This is a genomic window from Fictibacillus sp. b24 (genome assembly GCF_030348825.1).
GTDB lineage: Bacteria > Bacillota > Bacilli > Bacillales > Fictibacillaceae > Fictibacillus.
Genome location: NZ_JAUCES010000005.1, coordinates 2,031,125 through 2,048,279, shown reverse-complemented (window position 1 = coordinate 2,048,279; position 17,155 = coordinate 2,031,125). Strand labels below are relative to the sequence as shown.

The following is a 17,155-nucleotide window of genomic DNA, read 5'->3' as shown; positions in this document are numbered from 1 at the left end:
AGGGAGAAACAAATGAAGGTTCTAATAACAGGATGTGCAGGTTTCATTGGATTTCATGTGGCTCAACGTTTACTTTCAGATGGATTTAAGGTTATAGGAATCGATAATATCAATGACTATTATGATCAAAACCTAAAGAGGGCGAGGTTAAGTCAGCTTACGAAGTGTGATCATTTCGATTTTGTTTATGGTTCGATTGAGAACCGTTCGTTGGTTGAAGATATATTTATCGAACGCGGAGTAGATATCGTCATCCATTTAGCTGCACAAGCTGGAGTTCGCTACAGCATCGACCATCCTCATGTGTATATTGAGTCCAATATTGTCGGGTTTATGAATATATTGGAGGCCTCGCGCCGCCACAAAATTAAACATTTTCTATACGCTTCCTCTAGTTCTGTTTACGGGTTGAATGAGCAGAATAGTTTTTCTGTTGATGATCGGGTAGACCAGCCTATCAGTTTATATGCTGCCACAAAACGGTCGAATGAACTGATGGCATTCACATATAGCCATCTTTATGGATTACCAACGACGGGCTTGAGGTTTTTTACAGTTTATGGACCGTGGGGGAGACCGGATATGGCTTTATTCAAATTCACTCAATCAATTTTAAAAGATGAGCCGATCCAAGTATTTAATTACGGACGTATGGAACGAGATTTTACCTATGTTGACGATGTAGTAGAATCCATTAGACGATTAATGGATCGACCTCCTTCAGGAGAAAAAAACGCACCATTCGTGCTTCATAATATCGGGAATAACGGTCCTGTTTCATTGGAAAATTTCATAGGAGCTCTAGAGAAGCTGCTTGGTAAAAAAGCTATGAAAGAGTATTTACCTCTACAGCCAGGAGATGTACCCAAAACTTATGCGGAGACAGGTTCATTAATTAAATCAATCGGATTTACTCCTCAAACACCGGTCGAGAAAGGTGTAGCTGCTTTCGTGAAATGGTATATGGATTACTTTCAAAGTCTTCCTCGTCAAAGGATGGGGGTCGTTGGTCTTGGTTATGTAGGACTTCCTTTAGCTGTGGCATTGAGCGAACAATACGAAGTAGTAGGTTATGATACGAACTTAAGACGGGTGAAGGATTTACGGAAAGGAATAGATGTAAATAAAGATATTAGTTCTGAGAAACTAGCCACTTCTTTCATGTCATTTACTGAAGACCCCTCCTCTCTCTCTTCGTGTGAATTTATTTTCGTTACGGTTCCCACCCCTGTAAATTCTGACAATAAGCCTGATCTCAATCCGTTGCGTTCCGCCTCTGCTGTCATTGGTAATCATCTGTCAAATGGGTGTATCGTTATCTATGAATCAACAGTTTATCCAGGTGCGACAGAAGAAATTTGCATCCCTATTCTAGAAGAAAAGTCAGGGTTGAAAGAAGGTCGGGATTTTTTTGTCGGCTATTCACCAGAAAGAGTCAATCCAGGTGATCATGAACACACTCTGAAGAATGTTGTGAAAGTCGTTGCCGCTGAGAAACCTGAAATCCTTGAGAAAATTGCTTCTGTCTATCAAAAAGTAATCGAAAGAGTTCACAAAGTAGGTTCAATAAAAGTGGCCGAAGCTAGTAAGATTGTGGAAAACACTCAGAGAGATATCAATATCGCTTTTGTTAATGAACTTTCTATGCTATTCACAGGAATGGGAATAGATTCATCAGAAGTGTTTGAAGCAGCAAAAACAAAGTGGAATTTCTCTCCATTCAAGCCTGGATTAGTAGGCGGACACTGCATAAGTGTTGACCCGTATTATTTAATTTATAAGGCAGAAGAATTGAATTTCACCCCATCATTGATGAAAGAGGCAAGGAACACGAACGAACGGATGCCTATTTTTATCGCAAATTCTATCAGATCTTATCTACTCGACAGAGGAATTCCGTTGAAAGAGGCAAGAGTGACTGTACTAGGAGTAACTTTTAAAGAGGGAGTCTCAGATATTCGTAACTCCAAAGTCTTCTCTATCGTGGAAGTATTGAAAGAGAATGGGATTCAAGTTCAGGTATCGGACCCACTAGCTAACCAAAAAGATGTTGAGGATCATTATAACATGTCACTGGATTCTTTTGCGGATCTTGAGCGGAGTGATGTTGTCTTACTCGCAGTTCCTCATGAACCGTATAAAATCCTCACATGGAAAGTAATTGAAAACCTACTGAAAGATGGAAAAGGTGGAGTCTTTGACTTGAAAAGAGTTTTGGACCACACAACCTGCCCTGATTCGATCACTTACTGGGGAGGGTAATGTGTATCGGAATACCTCATTTGAAAAAGGTGGAAAAATGAAATTTAATAAGAAAGACTTCGTTTCAGCAGGGCTTTACTTTTCTTTAATAATAGCTTTTGTGATAGTTGGGATGAGTGTACTTGGGTATCCATCGGAGGAGAGTCTGTGGATAGCCGTTTTATATGCTTTTTCTATTACAGGATCAATTTTCTTTAGAACCGTATACCACCATTTGGGAGCTTTTAAGCATCTCCGGGACGAAAAAGAAATGACGAAAGCCTTGTTGATCTCTGTCATGCTTGTTGTCGTGGTGACAGCTGTGTCGAACTTAACAGGATTTTATATGGTATCACTGGAACAGCTGTTGGTTGGAGGAGGGGGAGCGATATTCGGATTGATTATCTCACGATTTCTTTACAAAGTGAAAGTGGCTCCGTCTTATCCATTGAATAAAAAGGGGAAGCGGACGTTGATCATAGGTGCAGGTGAGGCCGGTGGAATCGTGCTGAATGAACTGAAAAAAGAATCTGAGCAATCATTGCTACCTGTCTTGTTTCTGGATGATGATGATTCGAAACAAAAATTAAAGATTCAAAGCATTCCGGTATTAGGAAAAGTGGATGACTTGGATTGGATTATCCACAAGTATAAGATTGAAGTAGTTATCATAGCAATCCCTTCTGCACCGAAAAAACAAATTTTCCGAATTGTACGCCTTTGTAAAGAACATAAACTGGAAGTAAGAATTCTCCCTTTAATCCGGGATATTATTGATGGCAAAATCAATGCGCAATCTTTGAGAGAGGTCAAAGTTGAAGAGCTGCTAGGGAGAAATCCGATTCAGTTAAATTTCATGGGGATTTTGGAATACGTGAAAGGTAAGGTTGTCCTTGTATCAGGAGCAGGAGGATCGATCGGCTCAGAGATCTGTCGACAAGTCGCGACATTTGATCCAAGTACTCTAATATTATTAGGACACGGTGAAAACAGCATTTACGCCATCGAAAAAGAAATCCAACAAAGTTTCCCTCGATTGACCGTTCACGCAGTCATCGCAGATGTTCAAGACTTTCTTCGCTTGAAAAATGTATTCTCTAAGTATCAACCTCAAGTTGTATTTCATGCAGCTGCCCACAAGCATGTCCCTTTAATGGAAGCAAACCCGACAGAAGCTATAAAGAACAATATTTTTGGAACTAAGAATATGTCGGAATGTGCTGATCAGAGTGGTGTAGAACGATTTGTAATGATTTCGACGGATAAAGCGGTCAACCCTACAAGTGTTATGGGTACAACGAAGAGAGTTGCAGAAATGGTCGTTCAGAACCTAAACAAAACCAGCAAAACGGAATTTGTAATTGTAAGGTTCGGAAATGTACTCGGCAGCCGTGGGAGTGTCATTCCGTTGTTTAAGAAGCAGATTTTGGAAGGTGGTCCTGTTACCGTCACACATCCTGAGATGACCCGTTATTTTATGACGATTCCAGAGGCGGTTCAGCTGGTGCTTCAGTCCGGGGCACTAGCAAAGGACGGAGATGTGTTTGTTCTAGATATGGGGGAACCTGTGAAAATTTATGACCTGGCCAAAAACTTGATTACACTTTCAGGTCTCGTACCGGAGAAAGACATTGATATCGTATTTTCAGGAATGCGGCCAGGAGAGAAGCTTTATGAAGAGTTGATGACACATGAAGAAGAGAGTGTGTCGTCCAAACATTCGCTTATCTTTATTTCAAAGTCTATGCCTGTTGATGAGAACATAATGGTGGAGACTTTAGTGGAATTGTATGAGAATCTTTATGTTAATGAGTCGATAGAAAAAGAAGATCATTTGAAACAACTTCTTCGCAAATTGGTACCTACTTTTAAATTATAAAAGTATTTAACCCTCTATTATTCTCGGTCTTTCTGACATAGATATAAATCAAACGTACAAGTTCCTAAAGGCTAAGGTATTATAGCTCTTAGTCAAAGGCAAGTATGCGCCTTTGAAATGAATGGCTTCAGAGGATTGGGTGTCGTAAAGTAAAAGCCACGAATAGGCGAAATCTATAAAAGGATAGGGGAATATCTCCGAGAGTCCAAACCTATACAAAACCCTAAACGATTCCTAACCGTTTAGGGTTTTAACATTTAAAATGACAATTCTTACATCACTCTTAAATAAACAGCTGTATATGGAAGGTTAAGTACGGTGGAGGTTTAGTCACCTCCTCTTACTCAATGATGATTTTTTCCTGTACATATCGGACGTTTGTATGATCTGAAGAGGTGTATTCATCGAGTAGCTTTAAGCCTCCTGTGCCATTTGCGACACCGACCAATTGTTTAGGTTGACTGATGTTATCGACTACTATATCCCCTTCGAACCCGATAATCCCACCAGCAACAATTCTGATATGATCAACAAAGATTTCTCCTTGGATGTGTTGATAAAAATTCTTAGTGTGCTCATTCAAGTAAAGGACAGTGTGCGGAAAGGCTGTACGAACATCAAGTCGGTAGCACTGTAGGTTGTAATCTGCAGCCTTTTGAATAAATTCCGGTGTGAAATTATCAATCCCGCCATCGATGGCAAGGCCGTTTTTCTTCATGAAGTGAAGAGAAGAAGCAGGGATCACATTAGAGGCAGAGGTAAAAGCGATAAAGACATCCATTTTACTTGAAAGTTCGTGTGGGTCCTGAACCGATTTAATGAAGTTCTTGGATTGACGAGGTAGTAGATAATTTAATACTCTCACGATTTCTATTGTTTTTGATTGATTTCTTGAATCAAGATAAACTTTAGACCCTCGTTCAGCTAACCGCAAGGCCAGTTTTGTTCCTAGGTTACCTGCCCCGTAAATGAGAATTTTTTTGTCTTTTAGCTGATCCTCGAAATAATTCCGTAAAAACATATCGGCAGCTTCTAATGTGGTATCGTTAGGCTTATAAGTGTGAATCTTCGATTGATGAATATGTGTTTTTGCAAGCGTCATCAAGTCAATGTTTTTCTTTAACTCGATATCAATCAACAGGTAACGTACTTTGCCATCAAGATATTTCATACAGGTCTTCGCACTTTCAGGGTCCTCGATTAGAAAATTGATCGCTTGAAAACCGAGCGCTTGCCTTCTAGGAAGAACAGCAAAGGACTGCGAAGTACGGGCAGTCGTACCAATCGTTGCGATACGTTTGTTCATTTGGCATGTGAAACTTTCAATTTCTTTCTTGATCTTATTTTCAATACTCACACCAATCACCCTGTTTCATTATTGTTGTCAATGTATTGAAAAGAACTGATTGATCATTTTGATGATTCTTTTCTGATCTTTTGCACTTAGGTTCGATCCGGAGGGCAGACATATCCCTTGCTTAAATAATTCATCGCTTACGCTTTTGTTTTCTGTATGGGAATAATAGAGGTACTGTCGATAAAGGGGTTGCAGGTGCATTGGTTTCCATAACCGACGCGTCTCGATATTATGATTTTCAAATTCGTTGATGAATTGATCAGGTGTGGCTTGTGTGTGTTCGGGTTTTATGGTGAAGCACGACAACCAATGGGTCGGTTCACCATATGTAGCAACAGGCATGAATGATATGGCGTCAAGATGAGACAGTTCTTTCTGATAAGTTTCGAAAATTTTCCTTCTCGCTTTAACACGCTGGTCTAAGACTCTTAGTTGACCACGTCCGATGCCGGCAAGGATATTACTCATCCGGTAGTTATAGCCGACTTCGGTATGTTGATAGTGATTTGCTTTTTCTTTCGCCTGGGTAGACCACTTGCGGATTTTTTCTAACGCTTCAAGATCATCAGAGACAATCATTCCCCCATTTGAAGTGGTGATGATTTTATTTCCATTAAACGAATAAATACCAAAATGCCCGTAAGTTCCGCTAGCGTGGCCTTTATACGTTGTACCCAGTGATTCCGCAGCATCTTCGATGATTGGCACATTGTATTGAGTGCACAGGTCTCCGATTCTTTCCATGTCGGCATTTTGACCGTAAAGATGGACTACGATGACAGCTTTAGGTAGCTTGCCTTCTTGATCGGCTTCAATCAGTGCTCTTTCTAAGGCTTTTGGACTCATATTCCACGTTGCAGGGTCCGAATCGATAAAGACGGGGGTGGCTCCTTGATACAAAATGGGATTGGCGCTTGCGACAAATGTAAAGGAAGAGCAGAACACAGAATCGCCGGCTTGCACACCAATTGCTCGGAGAGCCAGATGAATCCCTGATGTTCCTGAACTTATCGCAACCGCTCCTTTAGAACCCGTATAGGCCGCTAATTCTTGCTCGAATAAAGTGATATGAGGCCCCACAGGTGCAATCCAGTTATTCTGAAATGCTTCTCGTACATACTTCATCTCTAAGTTTCCGATGTGAGGAGGAGACAAGTAAATACGTTTTGTCTGATGATTCATCATCATTCACTTCTCTTCCATTAATAATAAATGCACTCATAAAATTTTAATTAATTGTTCTTCAATCCCAGACTGTTTGATGATTCCATCCCACAGGTATCGCTCCATGTTCAAGGAGGAGGTGACTGGGGATTGGTAAGATGTGAGCTGTTGTTCAAGATTGGATAACCTCTCATCAACGGTAATCAATTGTATTTCATTTTTCTCCATGAAGGTTCGTACCCACTTATAATCCGTTGTAATTACATCCAATCCCATCGCAAGGTACTCAAGCAATTTCGTGGATGTTTGGAGGTTAAAGGGGTATTGATCGGGAATATAATTTATCCCGAAACTGGCTTTGGTTGCATACTTTGGAACATCTTCATAAGGAACTCTTCCGGAAAAGTGAATATTAGAGATACCTGAGAATTCTTGGTGGATCTCATCAGGTACATCTCCGATTAACAAAATCGATCGTTTCTTATTTTCATTTTTGAAATACCTTAAAAGAGTGGGGATCTTTCGAGCTTTCGTGATTGAGCCGATATAAACAAAATCGTACTCTTTATTTCCACTGGAACGGTGAAAAAAAATATCGTCCACACCCATATCCCGGTAGCAGTACTTGATGTTATCTTGGAAACCAAATCCTTCTTTAACTTGGCTGTTAAGAAACACGCGCAAGTCCGGTTTTACATTGAATGTCTTTTTTATCCAGTTCTTGCTGTGGGGAAATGCCCCTGTTGATAAAGATGGATACTCATGGATAAGGGGAAGACCGTTTACTTTACTGAAGTGGGTTCCCATGCTTTTCCAAACACCATCAAAATCATTAAGTAGATAATGTTTAAATTGTGAGGCATCGTGAAATTTGATGCCAAGCTCTGGTCTTTGATCAAAGTATTTAATCATTGCCCATATACCAGGGGAATAGGATTTCCCTGTAGGTTCGACTAAAATATTTTTCATAAACAAAGCCTCTCCATTCGTTGAGTTTATCTACATGTAAGGGTCGCCAATTCTCCTTTTCCTCACTACTCTTGCTGGAGTACCATAGGCAGTACAGTGGGACGGAATATCTTTCAAAACTGTTGCACCTGCACCAATGATTGAATGGGGGCCGATCGTTCGTTCATGGATTACGTTTGCACCTAGGGCGACTGCACTGCAAAAGGACACCACTACTGATCCACCAAGCGTACAACCTGGCCCTATGCTCACAAAGTCTTCTAATATACAGTCATGGTCTACGTTTGCTCCCGTATTAACAATACAATGGTTACCGATTATCGTATCGTTTGTGATGGTCGTTCCGGCCATCACAACCGTTCCGCTGCCGATCTTTGTGCTTGGACTGATATCAGAAGAAGGGTGAATCAGGGGAGGGAATTGGAACTCGGGTACTTCCCTAGAAATTCTTTCAACAAATTGTTTGCGAATCCAGTTGTCCCCTATGGCCACAAAGCCGAATGGGATTTTTTTCAATAATGTTCGATCCAATTTATTAGATAAAATCTGATAGCCTCTGATCCTTTTTGTGACCTTTAATCGCTCATCCACTACGCCTGCAATATCGTAATGACCGCATTGTTCAATCATGTCGATGATGACCTTAGCCTGTGATCCTCCTCCAAAAATTAGAATACGCTGTTTCATATTTCACCTGCTTTTAATCGGCTTTATCTAAACAATCATATGCGTGTGGGATAAGAATATGAAGCCGCGTTTTTCATTCGTATATTTTCAGCTCTTTATAAATCTTGTCTAACTCATCCATTACATGTTCTAGGGAGAAATGATTTTGTATTCGTTTTAATCCTTGTTCACCAAATTCATTAATATTGTCATTCTCGAGTAAATCGCGGCATCTCTCAGCCACAACCAAAGGAGATTTTATAGGAACGAGATACCCAGTTATCCCATCTAGCAGCAAATCCCGGTTACCTCGGATATCAGTTGCCACTACGGGTAATTCCATGCACATCATTTCCATTACCGACCGAGGAAGACCCTCTCTCAAAGATAGTAATATCCCTATATCACTTATCTCGAGCAGGAGGGGAATATCCTTTCTGAAGCCAAGACACTTTACATGTTCGGTCAATTTTTCTTTATGAATGACATCCTGAATGTCTTGCATAAGCTCCCCAGTTCCGATAAGGAGAAGAAGTACGTCTGGATGAGTCTTTCGCAGTTCAAGTATGGAAAGTACTGAATCTATCTGTCGCTTATTTGCATTGAACTCTGCAATGTGGACTAGAATCGTACGGTCTTCTCCAATACCGAGCGATTGCCTGAACTGCTGCTTTTGATCCGTTGTCAGTTGACCTTTTGAATAATGGGATAGATCTACACCTACACCGGGAACGTATCGGATCAAGTGTCTTGGAACAAGTTCATTTGCCGCTACCAGGTCTTCAGTATTCGTTACGATAATCAGCGATGTTTTAAAACCAGCTATCTTTTCTGCACATCTGTAGATGAAATTGGTCAACCAATTTCCGTTTTCATTGAAATGAAAACCGTGAGACATATAAATTGTAGTTTGTCTCCTTGTTGAAGCCATTCTGGATAAAAAGCTTGAGATGGGAGTATGTGCATGAAGGATATCATAGTGTTTCATGCATTTTCTTAATTGGAGGAAGGCTCGAATATTGTCAAAATGCCAAGGCTTTCGACTGAATGGAATAAAGTGTACCGTCACCCCAAGCTCTTCAAGATCCTTCATGTCATCTGAGGTGGCATTTGTTGCAACACCAACATCAAAACCGCGTTCTAGAAAGAACTTCAAATGAGGGATGAGAAAAGATTGAATTGTCAGTCCTATGGTTGATGTAAATAGGATTTTTTTTCTCACTTATTCTCATCCTTTCTTGACTTTCGACCAGCAGATTTTGCGTAGACTAGGGGAAGAAGCAGGGTCAAGGCAGCTAAACGGTAACGGTAAATAGAGCCAAGGTTAGGCAGGCTGAAAGAAACGGCGATGAAAACAGAGAAGGCGTAAATAAGCAGAAAGAGGCCTGTTTTATTGCCTAGGAACCATGATTTGTTTTTCCACATATAGACATATATAAAATACCAGCCGATCATCTCAAAGGCGGTTAAAAAGTAAATCATCTGTCCAAAGTTGAACCATTGCCATGGAAAGGGAGCTAGAATAGAAAAGGGAAGCTGTGCGATCCATTTTACTTCTGCTGGCACTGTGGTGAGAAAATGAATGGCTGATCCACCTTTAAGTGCAATATCATTCGTATGTTCTACCCCTTCTGTAGTCGTTGAATCTTCAAGCCGGTCGCGAATAACTTCCCCACTTGCAGCCGCTCCGAAGAAACCTATACAACATAGAATCAGAATCATATTTCTTAAGAATGAAGTTTTTCCCTTTAAAAATTGATAACCGATGATAGTAAGCATAGGAAGCGCTATCGCCAACAAAAATTGGGGCCTCATGTAACTAACTAAAATGATGCCGCAGAAGCCTAGAAAGATATCAATCCTATTAAATTTTCGTTGACTTATTCCTAGGATGAGAAAGGCAGCAAGGACCATGCCCAAATTCAAAAAAGAGTCTTTGAGTAATGACACAGACCAATAAATGGCGCTTGGGAATACGGACCATAGTAGAGATGCGATCACACCTGCTTTTACTCCGTTGATTCGTCGACCTAGTTCAAACAATAAAGGTACAACTAGAACGGAGGCACCTAGATTAAATAATTGAGGGATGATCATATCAACACCGAGAGTTTTATAAAGGAAAGCAACGAAATGTGCATAAGGCAGGTTGCCTTCTAGCGCCTGTATCCATGAAGCCGATCGGATTGCCTCGAGTGCTTCCCGATGATAGGCGTATGCATCCACATCACCTGGAAAGAAACCATCCAACCCAAGTTGATAAGAGTGCAGCTTCAAGTATAGAAAAATAATGATTCTGACGGATAGGGCCAAAACAAAAATTTGGATAACGATTGGGGGGTGCTTGAATAGAATCGAAATGAATGTCGAAAGCGTGAGAGTTAGTAGTACGATAAGGAAGTAGATGTTCATAGACATATTGTTAAAAGAGACAAGTAATCCGATGGTAGAAGAAAGAAATAGAATTCCAATCATCCAAGAAAAGACTTGTATTTTGGGGAGTGTGGTGTACACAGGCATCACCTTACTTTCCGTTCAATTTAGCCATTATCGATTGAAAGGTAGCAGTTGGCAGATTGAATAAAAATGGTAGGAATCTCGAAGCTACGAACAAGAAAAAGCTGTAAAGCAAGACATAACATGAAATCAAGAGTAAAACGTGTCCCTCAATGTGAGAAAGGAAGAATAGAGTTACGACCATGAAGAGGAAGGGAAGTATAATAGTCCCCGCCTGTTTAAAAAAAATTTTAGTAGATAGACTCATGTCTCTGAAACATAGCCACATCAACAGAAGCGGGTAAACCATATACGAGATGGAGGTAGCTAAGGCGATCCCTTCAATGTATAACCCCTGAAGCACAAAGCCTATATTTAGAAGGATGTTTACGATTACTACGATAATCAATAATTTTAACTGTAGCCATTGTTTATTAACGACATTCAAGTAATGTGAAAAAAGAGCAGCCCATAATAAGAAAAACAACCCCATTGTAACGATCTGGGCCGAACGGGTACCTTCATCATACTGAGGCATGTAGTTATTAATAAAAGAAGGAAGTCCTAAATAGATGACACCAAGAGTGAAAGGACTATAGTAAGATAAGTAGACAGTAGGATTCAAAATTAATTTCTTTAATGCCTTTTTGCTTTTAACCTTTCCGTAGGTGTAGCTAATCTTAGGATAGGCAACCTGATGAAGGACTTTAGGAAGCACCATTATTCCTTGATAGACAAACGCTGTAATTCCGTAAAAACCAACGGCAGTCGAATCAAAGAAATATAATATTATTAATCGATCGAGTGTTGTAAACACACTGAGAAAAATTGTAACCATGGTAATCGGGAAACCGATACTCATCATTTTTATTAACAATTTTTTGTCTAGTGTAAATGTTAACCTGAATTTGAGTCGGAATCGCGCATACGTAATGGCCAGAATATTTCCTAATACGACTCCTATAAACAATCCAAGCAATCCTAAGTACACTGAGAAAACGGTCATTAGAATATATTGGACACAACCAATGATGAACTGAATCATAGCGACGCCTTTGAATTCCTGCATAGTTAAAAAAATTGCATTGTGGTAAAGGGTCATATTTTGAATAGGGATTAACAGGAGCGCAATCACCGCAAATATTTTTGTTGCCAGTGGCATGTACATAAATAAAACTATAACCACGGCCACTATAGATAACACGCCAGACAAAGCCATCCAGGAAAAGACGACGTTCCGTATATGGGCTACTTGTTCATGTTTTTTTTGGCCCGTAAGGAGTGGTATGTCACGGTTGAAGCTGTCTAGAATACCTAAATGCATAACATATCCATAGGTCAAGACCAGCGAGAAAACTAGCCACATTCCATATTCTTCAGGACCGAGAATGTTACGTAGCCAGATCCCAGATAAGAAAGCGATTAACGCTGAAAGAGCTGAAGTCAAAAAGAGTACGTAACTGTCTTTAATGAGATACATAAGCGTTCTCCTTCAATGTCCAATCGCTAAACAGAAGTTCTAATACGTTTGACGTTGTGTATAAGGAGCGTGATCCATACAGAAACGATGAGAGAAGTGATAAAAGTAATTCCCATAATTAAGATCGGATTAGGTTTCACAGGATCTTGGGATACAGTCGCATCGCTCAACAATTTCACGTTGGATTGGCTCAGATTCATGAGCGAATCGATATTGTGATTGAATGCCTTAGCTAGGGCATCTGCAATTTGCTTACCTATTTGTGGGTCTTCGTGATAAACAATAATACTGAATACTTGAGAATCGTTTTTTGTGACTATCTTCACATCTTCTTTTTTGATAATGATGTTTTTATTATTGGCAGTATTCAGTTCGGATTGGGCGTATTTCAGAATGAGAGGGCTAAGGACGATATCCTGATAGGTAGGTACTAGCTTTATCGATTCGTCAATGGTGGTATTTAATCCAATGTTCTCTTCTTCCGAGTTTTTCTCAGTTCCACTGATCAGAACGTCCACTTTAGCTTCATAGATAGGTGTGAGGGCATAATAAGAAACTAAAGCACTGACTAAAACAGAAATTAAAGTAAATAGAACGATGATCCAACCTCTTTCCCAAATAACGGCTAAGAAACCCCATAAACTTAATGAACCTTTATTCATAGATTCTCTCCCTTTCTGAAAATAAGTAACTTAACTAAATCACGCTGTAAATTCTTCATTCGAAGGGGTGTTTTTTGGGATCCTTACACTTTTTATGCCCCTTAAACTGATCTCGCGTGACATGGCCGGGATGGTTGATTCCTTTTGACTTTAATGCTATCGGGATGGTTTTTATAAGAATCTTTATATCGAGCCAAAGAGATTGGTTATGGACATACCACAGGTCTAAAGCAAAGGTTTGATCCCAAGAGTTTTGGTTTCGTCCGTTCACTTGGGCCCATCCCGTCAATCCTGGTTTAACATTATGCCTTTTACGCTGGTTCGTTGTGTACAAAGGAAGATATTCCAACAATAATGGTCTAGGACCTACAAGACTCATGTCGCCCTTCAAAACGTTATACAACTGAGGGATTTCATCAATGCTGAACTTCCGAAGCCATTTTCCATAAGGAGTGAGCCGTTCCTTGTCTGGGAGAAGTTCTCCGTCAACTCCTGTGATCGATTTCATGGTCCTGAGTTTATAAAGGAGGAATGGCTTTTCATAAAGTCCCGGACGCCACTGTGTATATAGAACAGGGGGACCAAGCTTTAAACGAACACCAATCGATGCCAGTAGAAGCAAAGGTCCGAGAATCACGAGAAGTATAAAAGATCCTATAACATCCATTAAACGTTTCAGCTGCTGGTTGTTCATTTCGATGATTTCCTGTTTACATCTCTTATAGGCATAAAAGGTTCAGCAACTTCCACACCGATAAGATTCCCCCAGGAGGCAGCGGTGTAGGGACGTAAATCGAATTGATAATGGGAGATCGCCTTCTGCTTTTTTTTCAGTTGATTCGTGATTTCGAGATTGACGTTTGGAATAAACCGGTTCTGTGCCTGCGTTTCCCATTCTGTGGAAGAGCCTTCAATGACTACGAACACGTAGATATCTTTTGCTTCTAAGTGGTTGATATTGGCACCGCCTACTCCTAAAACTTCATCATCTAGATGAGATGCAAATACCGATGCTTTCATCGAATAACCTCCATCCTATATGGGTTCATTTCGCAGATGAACAAATATGACCCCAGATTAGAAAACAGACACCTAAACTACTCCGGAACGCGACTTCCATATGCTCCTTTTAGCAAATTGAGCATATGTCACCACCTACACCTTTTGTATATGACCCGATAGATAAAGTGTGAATGAATAGTTACACGCAACAAGTTCTTTGTTCATATATCATAGCGAGGAGGGATTGCATGAACATCATTCGGTGGATAAGCGTCATTGTATTAGCAGTCATCTTATGTCTGGTCATTTGGAAAGGAGCTAGTGAGAATCAAAGACTTTCGGAAAGTCTGGACATTAATAACATAACACCTGGTTCTCTTGCAGATCGGGTGACATATCCTTTACAATTAACCGATTCTGAGTGGGAAAACTTGACGGAATCGTATCAGTACTTTCATGAGCAAGGCATTTTGGTTGAAGATACATGGATAAAGAGATCTGATAACAAACAATTGTCTTTGACAGATGTCCTTGTCAGTCATCAGGAGATACAAAAGGGATTGCAAAAGTATATTCAGGAATTGCAAGAGAAGAACCTCAAACATACTGATCAAATCCACTCGTTGCGTATTGATCTTACTGAACTGCAGGAAAGGATCGGGATGAAGAATCAGTCCAAGGAAGCTGAAACTAAAGCTGAAACTAAAGCTGATGGTAAAGGGGAATAAACCCAAGACAACTTAGCCTTAAAAGCAATAAGACAAAGGACTGAAGCGCCCATTGGCCATCTGGTGCGTTTGTGGAAGAATAATAGGAATAATTTTTTACATTTCACATCTATTATTAATCTAAATTACCTCTATTTTTATTGGAACAAATTCAGACCAAAATCGGGCCAAATTAATAAAATAGATCTTTAAATTGAAATGGCAATAATATCAGCTTTTTTAAAAGGATAAAAAAGACGGGATATGTTCCGTACACAAGTTCACCCTTAGGAACGCGAACAGTATGTGAGAATGTATTAAAACGTGTAAACCCCTGATACCATTAGTGTCAGGGGTTTTTCTGTTTTGGTCCATATCGTAATATTAGTATCAATTTGTCTCTGCCAAAATGTGACCAAAAAATATTATATTTATATACTCTTCTGTTGTAATTTGAATGCTGATATGTCCTAAAAAATGCTTAACATATCTCTTCATATCAGCGACAGATTCATCGTTTATTCCAATTGGCAACTATTTAACCTATTTGATTGTGATCGGAGTTCCGTCAAACTTAGTGAATGAGAAACCACAAAATTTCTCATTATAGGTCTCCCTGTAGTCCTTAAGAATACTTATTGCGACGGCTTCACCAAGTTTCATCCCCTCAATCCCATCAGAACGCCAATGAACGCCGGCTGTATCACGGCCGAGGGAGATATTGGCGGCAAGTTTATTCAATTCTCCGCCTATTGTCAAAGGTTCTCCTGAATAAGGAAGCAATGAGAGGCCATCCGAACTGGCGGCGACTGGTTTTGGAATCTCAAACGATTCTCTAAAGAATGCCTTGAGAATAGTGGCTCCAGCCCCAGCGATGGCTGCGTGGCCAGCTGGATAAGCCGAATGGATTGGGCAGCCTTCAGGATAGGCCATAGGAAGCAGGTAGCTGCGGAACTTTTTAAATACCTTACAAATTACCTTGGAATTGAGAAGTTCTGAGTTTATCGGGTAGCATTGTGTACCTATCATATGGTTGTGGACGCGTCCTCCGAACTCCTCGGGACGTAATCTACGGTGGACAAGGACTTTTTGGAACCAGGCTGCCTCAAGTGCGGCCCGCCCCACTTTTGTAACTAAATCAAGAATATGTGGGGCCCCGAAGGTAATAAAACCACCTTGGGTTACAGATTTATGGTAGGGGTTGGATTCATCTAATGCTCCTATGCCGTAACTCAACAGAACTAAACAAGCGGAAAGCGGACCCTGGAAGGAAAAGTCCTGATGAACATATTCACCTAAGTCCCTTCCATTGCGGATATAGCGGGGTTTAGGGTCGAATAAAGGTGCCGCTGGAGTTGAGCCGTTCTGGATATCCAACCATTTTTCATATGAGGTCATATGATCAGATCCTGTCACAGTTGTACGATATCGTTGAACGATTGTTGTAGCACCATAGGGGATGTCTTTCAATAGAAATTGGGAGATATATGGACCTGTTAATTCACCAGGTGTGTCTCCGCGGAATAGTGTACCAGTTGTGACTTTGCTGTTTGCTTTCGGTCCGCGAAAATCAGAAAATGAGGATAAATCTGAAGCAGCTTCCAAGGTGAGTGGATTGGTGCCGTACTCAAGAAAAGGCACATCGCGGGTCAGCGCTTGCCAATATAGTTCAGCCATTTCACCAGCCTCCCAAGCACTGTTAAAGGAAGGAGGTACAGCGATACCTAAGTTGTGGCAATCAGTTCCCGCAAGATCAAATGCGTAAGCGGCTTGAGGATTTGCAAGCTTGACGTCACCGCCGAGAGGAATGGATTCAAAATGGCGTTTCTTACCTGTCTTTAAGGCCTTGATAAGTTGGCTATATGCCTGGAGGTCGACCTCACCAAGGGAATTATGTGGCAACCCCTTAGAAAAGCTGCCAATTTTAGTTGGATACAATTGTTCGTCACCATTACATGGATGTTTAGTGAGAGGAAGTTTCATTTGGGAAGCCGCTGCCTCAAGACGAACTTGAAATGCTTTCTTATTGCGCTCCGTTGTATTTAAAGGACCGATTAAACAGTTTTTTTTATTATCAGACCTGTCGTTTTTTGTCATCTAATCACCTATTTATTTTATTTTATTTTGATACTAGGAATAAATCCTACTTTCTTCGATGTTAATATCTTTTTTTAATCTATTCTTTAGCCCCCTAATCTCTTACATCAATTGTTTCATTATATTCATTTTTTTTATATGAGAATAGGTTGTTCACCAATGCGATTTACCCAAATTACTCTTGTTAGACCGTGTACCTTAAGCAGGCGGAAGAAAAAGCCTATTCATATTTCGTGAAGGAAATCGGAAGAGAATGAAGGAAAATGAAAATATACTTAAATTGATTTTTTTTATAAAAAAACAAGCCGTTCATTTGTATTTACAGCTTGTCTAATCGCAAATATTCAAACTTAATGAATACTTCTATATACGCTTCACTTTAAAGGTGATCTTATTTGTTTAGATTTGTATTTTAATCCAATTTTCAACAATGGA

The 17,155-nt window shown here is 40.2% G+C and carries 14 protein-coding genes; 3 read left to right on the top strand and 11 right to left on the bottom strand.

Annotation, left to right across the window (positions count from 1 at the left end):
- Positions 1-12 precede the first annotated feature (12 nt).
- Positions 13-2,262: a nucleotide sugar dehydrogenase gene (locus QUF49_RS20805; protein WP_353958303.1), complete on the top strand. Its 2,250-nt coding sequence runs from the start codon at positions 13-15 to the stop codon at positions 2,260-2,262.
- Between the two features lies 1 nt (position 2,263).
- Positions 2,264-4,120 carry a polysaccharide biosynthesis protein gene (locus QUF49_RS10530; protein ID WP_289495608.1) on the top strand — a complete coding sequence of 619 codons (1,857 nt, stop codon included), beginning with the start codon at positions 2,264-2,266 and terminating at the stop codon, positions 4,118-4,120.
- A gap of 340 nt (positions 4,121-4,460) precedes the next feature.
- Here the strand turns inward: QUF49_RS10530 and QUF49_RS10525 are convergent, their stop codons facing one another.
- From QUF49_RS10525 to QUF49_RS10480, 10 genes are all read right to left on the bottom strand, one after another.
- Positions 4,461-5,477, bottom strand: coding sequence for a hypothetical protein (locus QUF49_RS10525; RefSeq protein WP_289495607.1), 1,017 nt, complete (start codon positions 5,475-5,477; stop codon positions 4,461-4,463).
- Between the two features lie 27 nt (positions 5,478-5,504).
- Positions 5,505-6,662: a DegT/DnrJ/EryC1/StrS family aminotransferase gene (locus QUF49_RS10520; RefSeq protein ID WP_425590497.1), complete on the bottom strand. Its 1,158-nt coding sequence runs from the start codon at positions 6,660-6,662 to the stop codon at positions 5,505-5,507.
- A 33-nt stretch (positions 6,663-6,695) separates the two neighbouring features.
- On the bottom strand, positions 6,696-7,610 hold the full coding sequence (locus QUF49_RS10515; RefSeq protein ID WP_289495605.1) for a glycosyltransferase: 915 nt from the start codon (positions 7,608-7,610) through the stop codon (positions 6,696-6,698).
- A 30-nt stretch (positions 7,611-7,640) separates the two neighbouring features.
- The gene (locus QUF49_RS10510) at positions 7,641-8,297 is read right to left on the bottom strand and encodes an acetyltransferase (RefSeq protein ID WP_289495604.1); all 657 of its coding nucleotides are present in this window, start codon (positions 8,295-8,297) and stop codon (positions 7,641-7,643) included.
- Positions 8,298-8,370: 73 nt separating this feature from the next.
- Positions 8,371-9,498, bottom strand: a complete 1,128-nt coding sequence (locus tag QUF49_RS10505) for a glycosyltransferase family 4 protein (protein WP_289495603.1) — start codon at positions 9,496-9,498, stop codon at positions 8,371-8,373.
- The gene (locus QUF49_RS10500; protein ID WP_289495602.1) at positions 9,495-10,694 is read right to left on the bottom strand and encodes a hypothetical protein; all 1,200 of its coding nucleotides are present in this window, start codon (positions 10,692-10,694) and stop codon (positions 9,495-9,497) included. The genes QUF49_RS10505 and QUF49_RS10500 overlap by 4 nt, the downstream gene beginning before the upstream one ends.
- A gap of 106 nt (positions 10,695-10,800) precedes the next feature.
- Complete coding sequence (locus QUF49_RS10495; protein ID WP_289495601.1) at positions 10,801-12,252, bottom strand: oligosaccharide flippase family protein; 1,452 nt, start codon at positions 12,250-12,252, stop codon at positions 10,801-10,803.
- A gap of 26 nt (positions 12,253-12,278) precedes the next feature.
- Positions 12,279-12,914, bottom strand: coding sequence for a YveK family protein (locus QUF49_RS10490; protein ID WP_289495600.1), 636 nt, complete (start codon positions 12,912-12,914; stop codon positions 12,279-12,281).
- A gap of 55 nt (positions 12,915-12,969) precedes the next feature.
- Positions 12,970-13,593, bottom strand: coding sequence for a sugar transferase (locus QUF49_RS10485; RefSeq protein WP_289497627.1), 624 nt, complete (start codon positions 13,591-13,593; stop codon positions 12,970-12,972).
- A gap of 11 nt (positions 13,594-13,604) precedes the next feature.
- A complete protein-coding gene (locus QUF49_RS10480) occupies positions 13,605-13,934 on the bottom strand; it encodes a hypothetical protein (protein ID WP_289495599.1) in 330 nt (109 codons plus the stop codon).
- Between the two features lie 230 nt (positions 13,935-14,164).
- Here QUF49_RS10480 and QUF49_RS10475 point away from each other — a divergent pair, with 230 nt between their 5' ends.
- Positions 14,165-14,644, top strand: a complete 480-nt coding sequence (locus QUF49_RS10475; protein WP_289495598.1) for a hypothetical protein — start codon at positions 14,165-14,167, stop codon at positions 14,642-14,644.
- A gap of 522 nt (positions 14,645-15,166) precedes the next feature.
- Here QUF49_RS10475 and QUF49_RS10470 read toward each other — a convergent pair.
- Entirely contained in the window at positions 15,167-16,720 is a 1,554-nt protein-coding gene (locus QUF49_RS10470; RefSeq protein WP_289495597.1) for a vanadium-dependent haloperoxidase, read from the bottom strand.
- Positions 16,721-17,155: the final 435 nt, after the last annotated feature.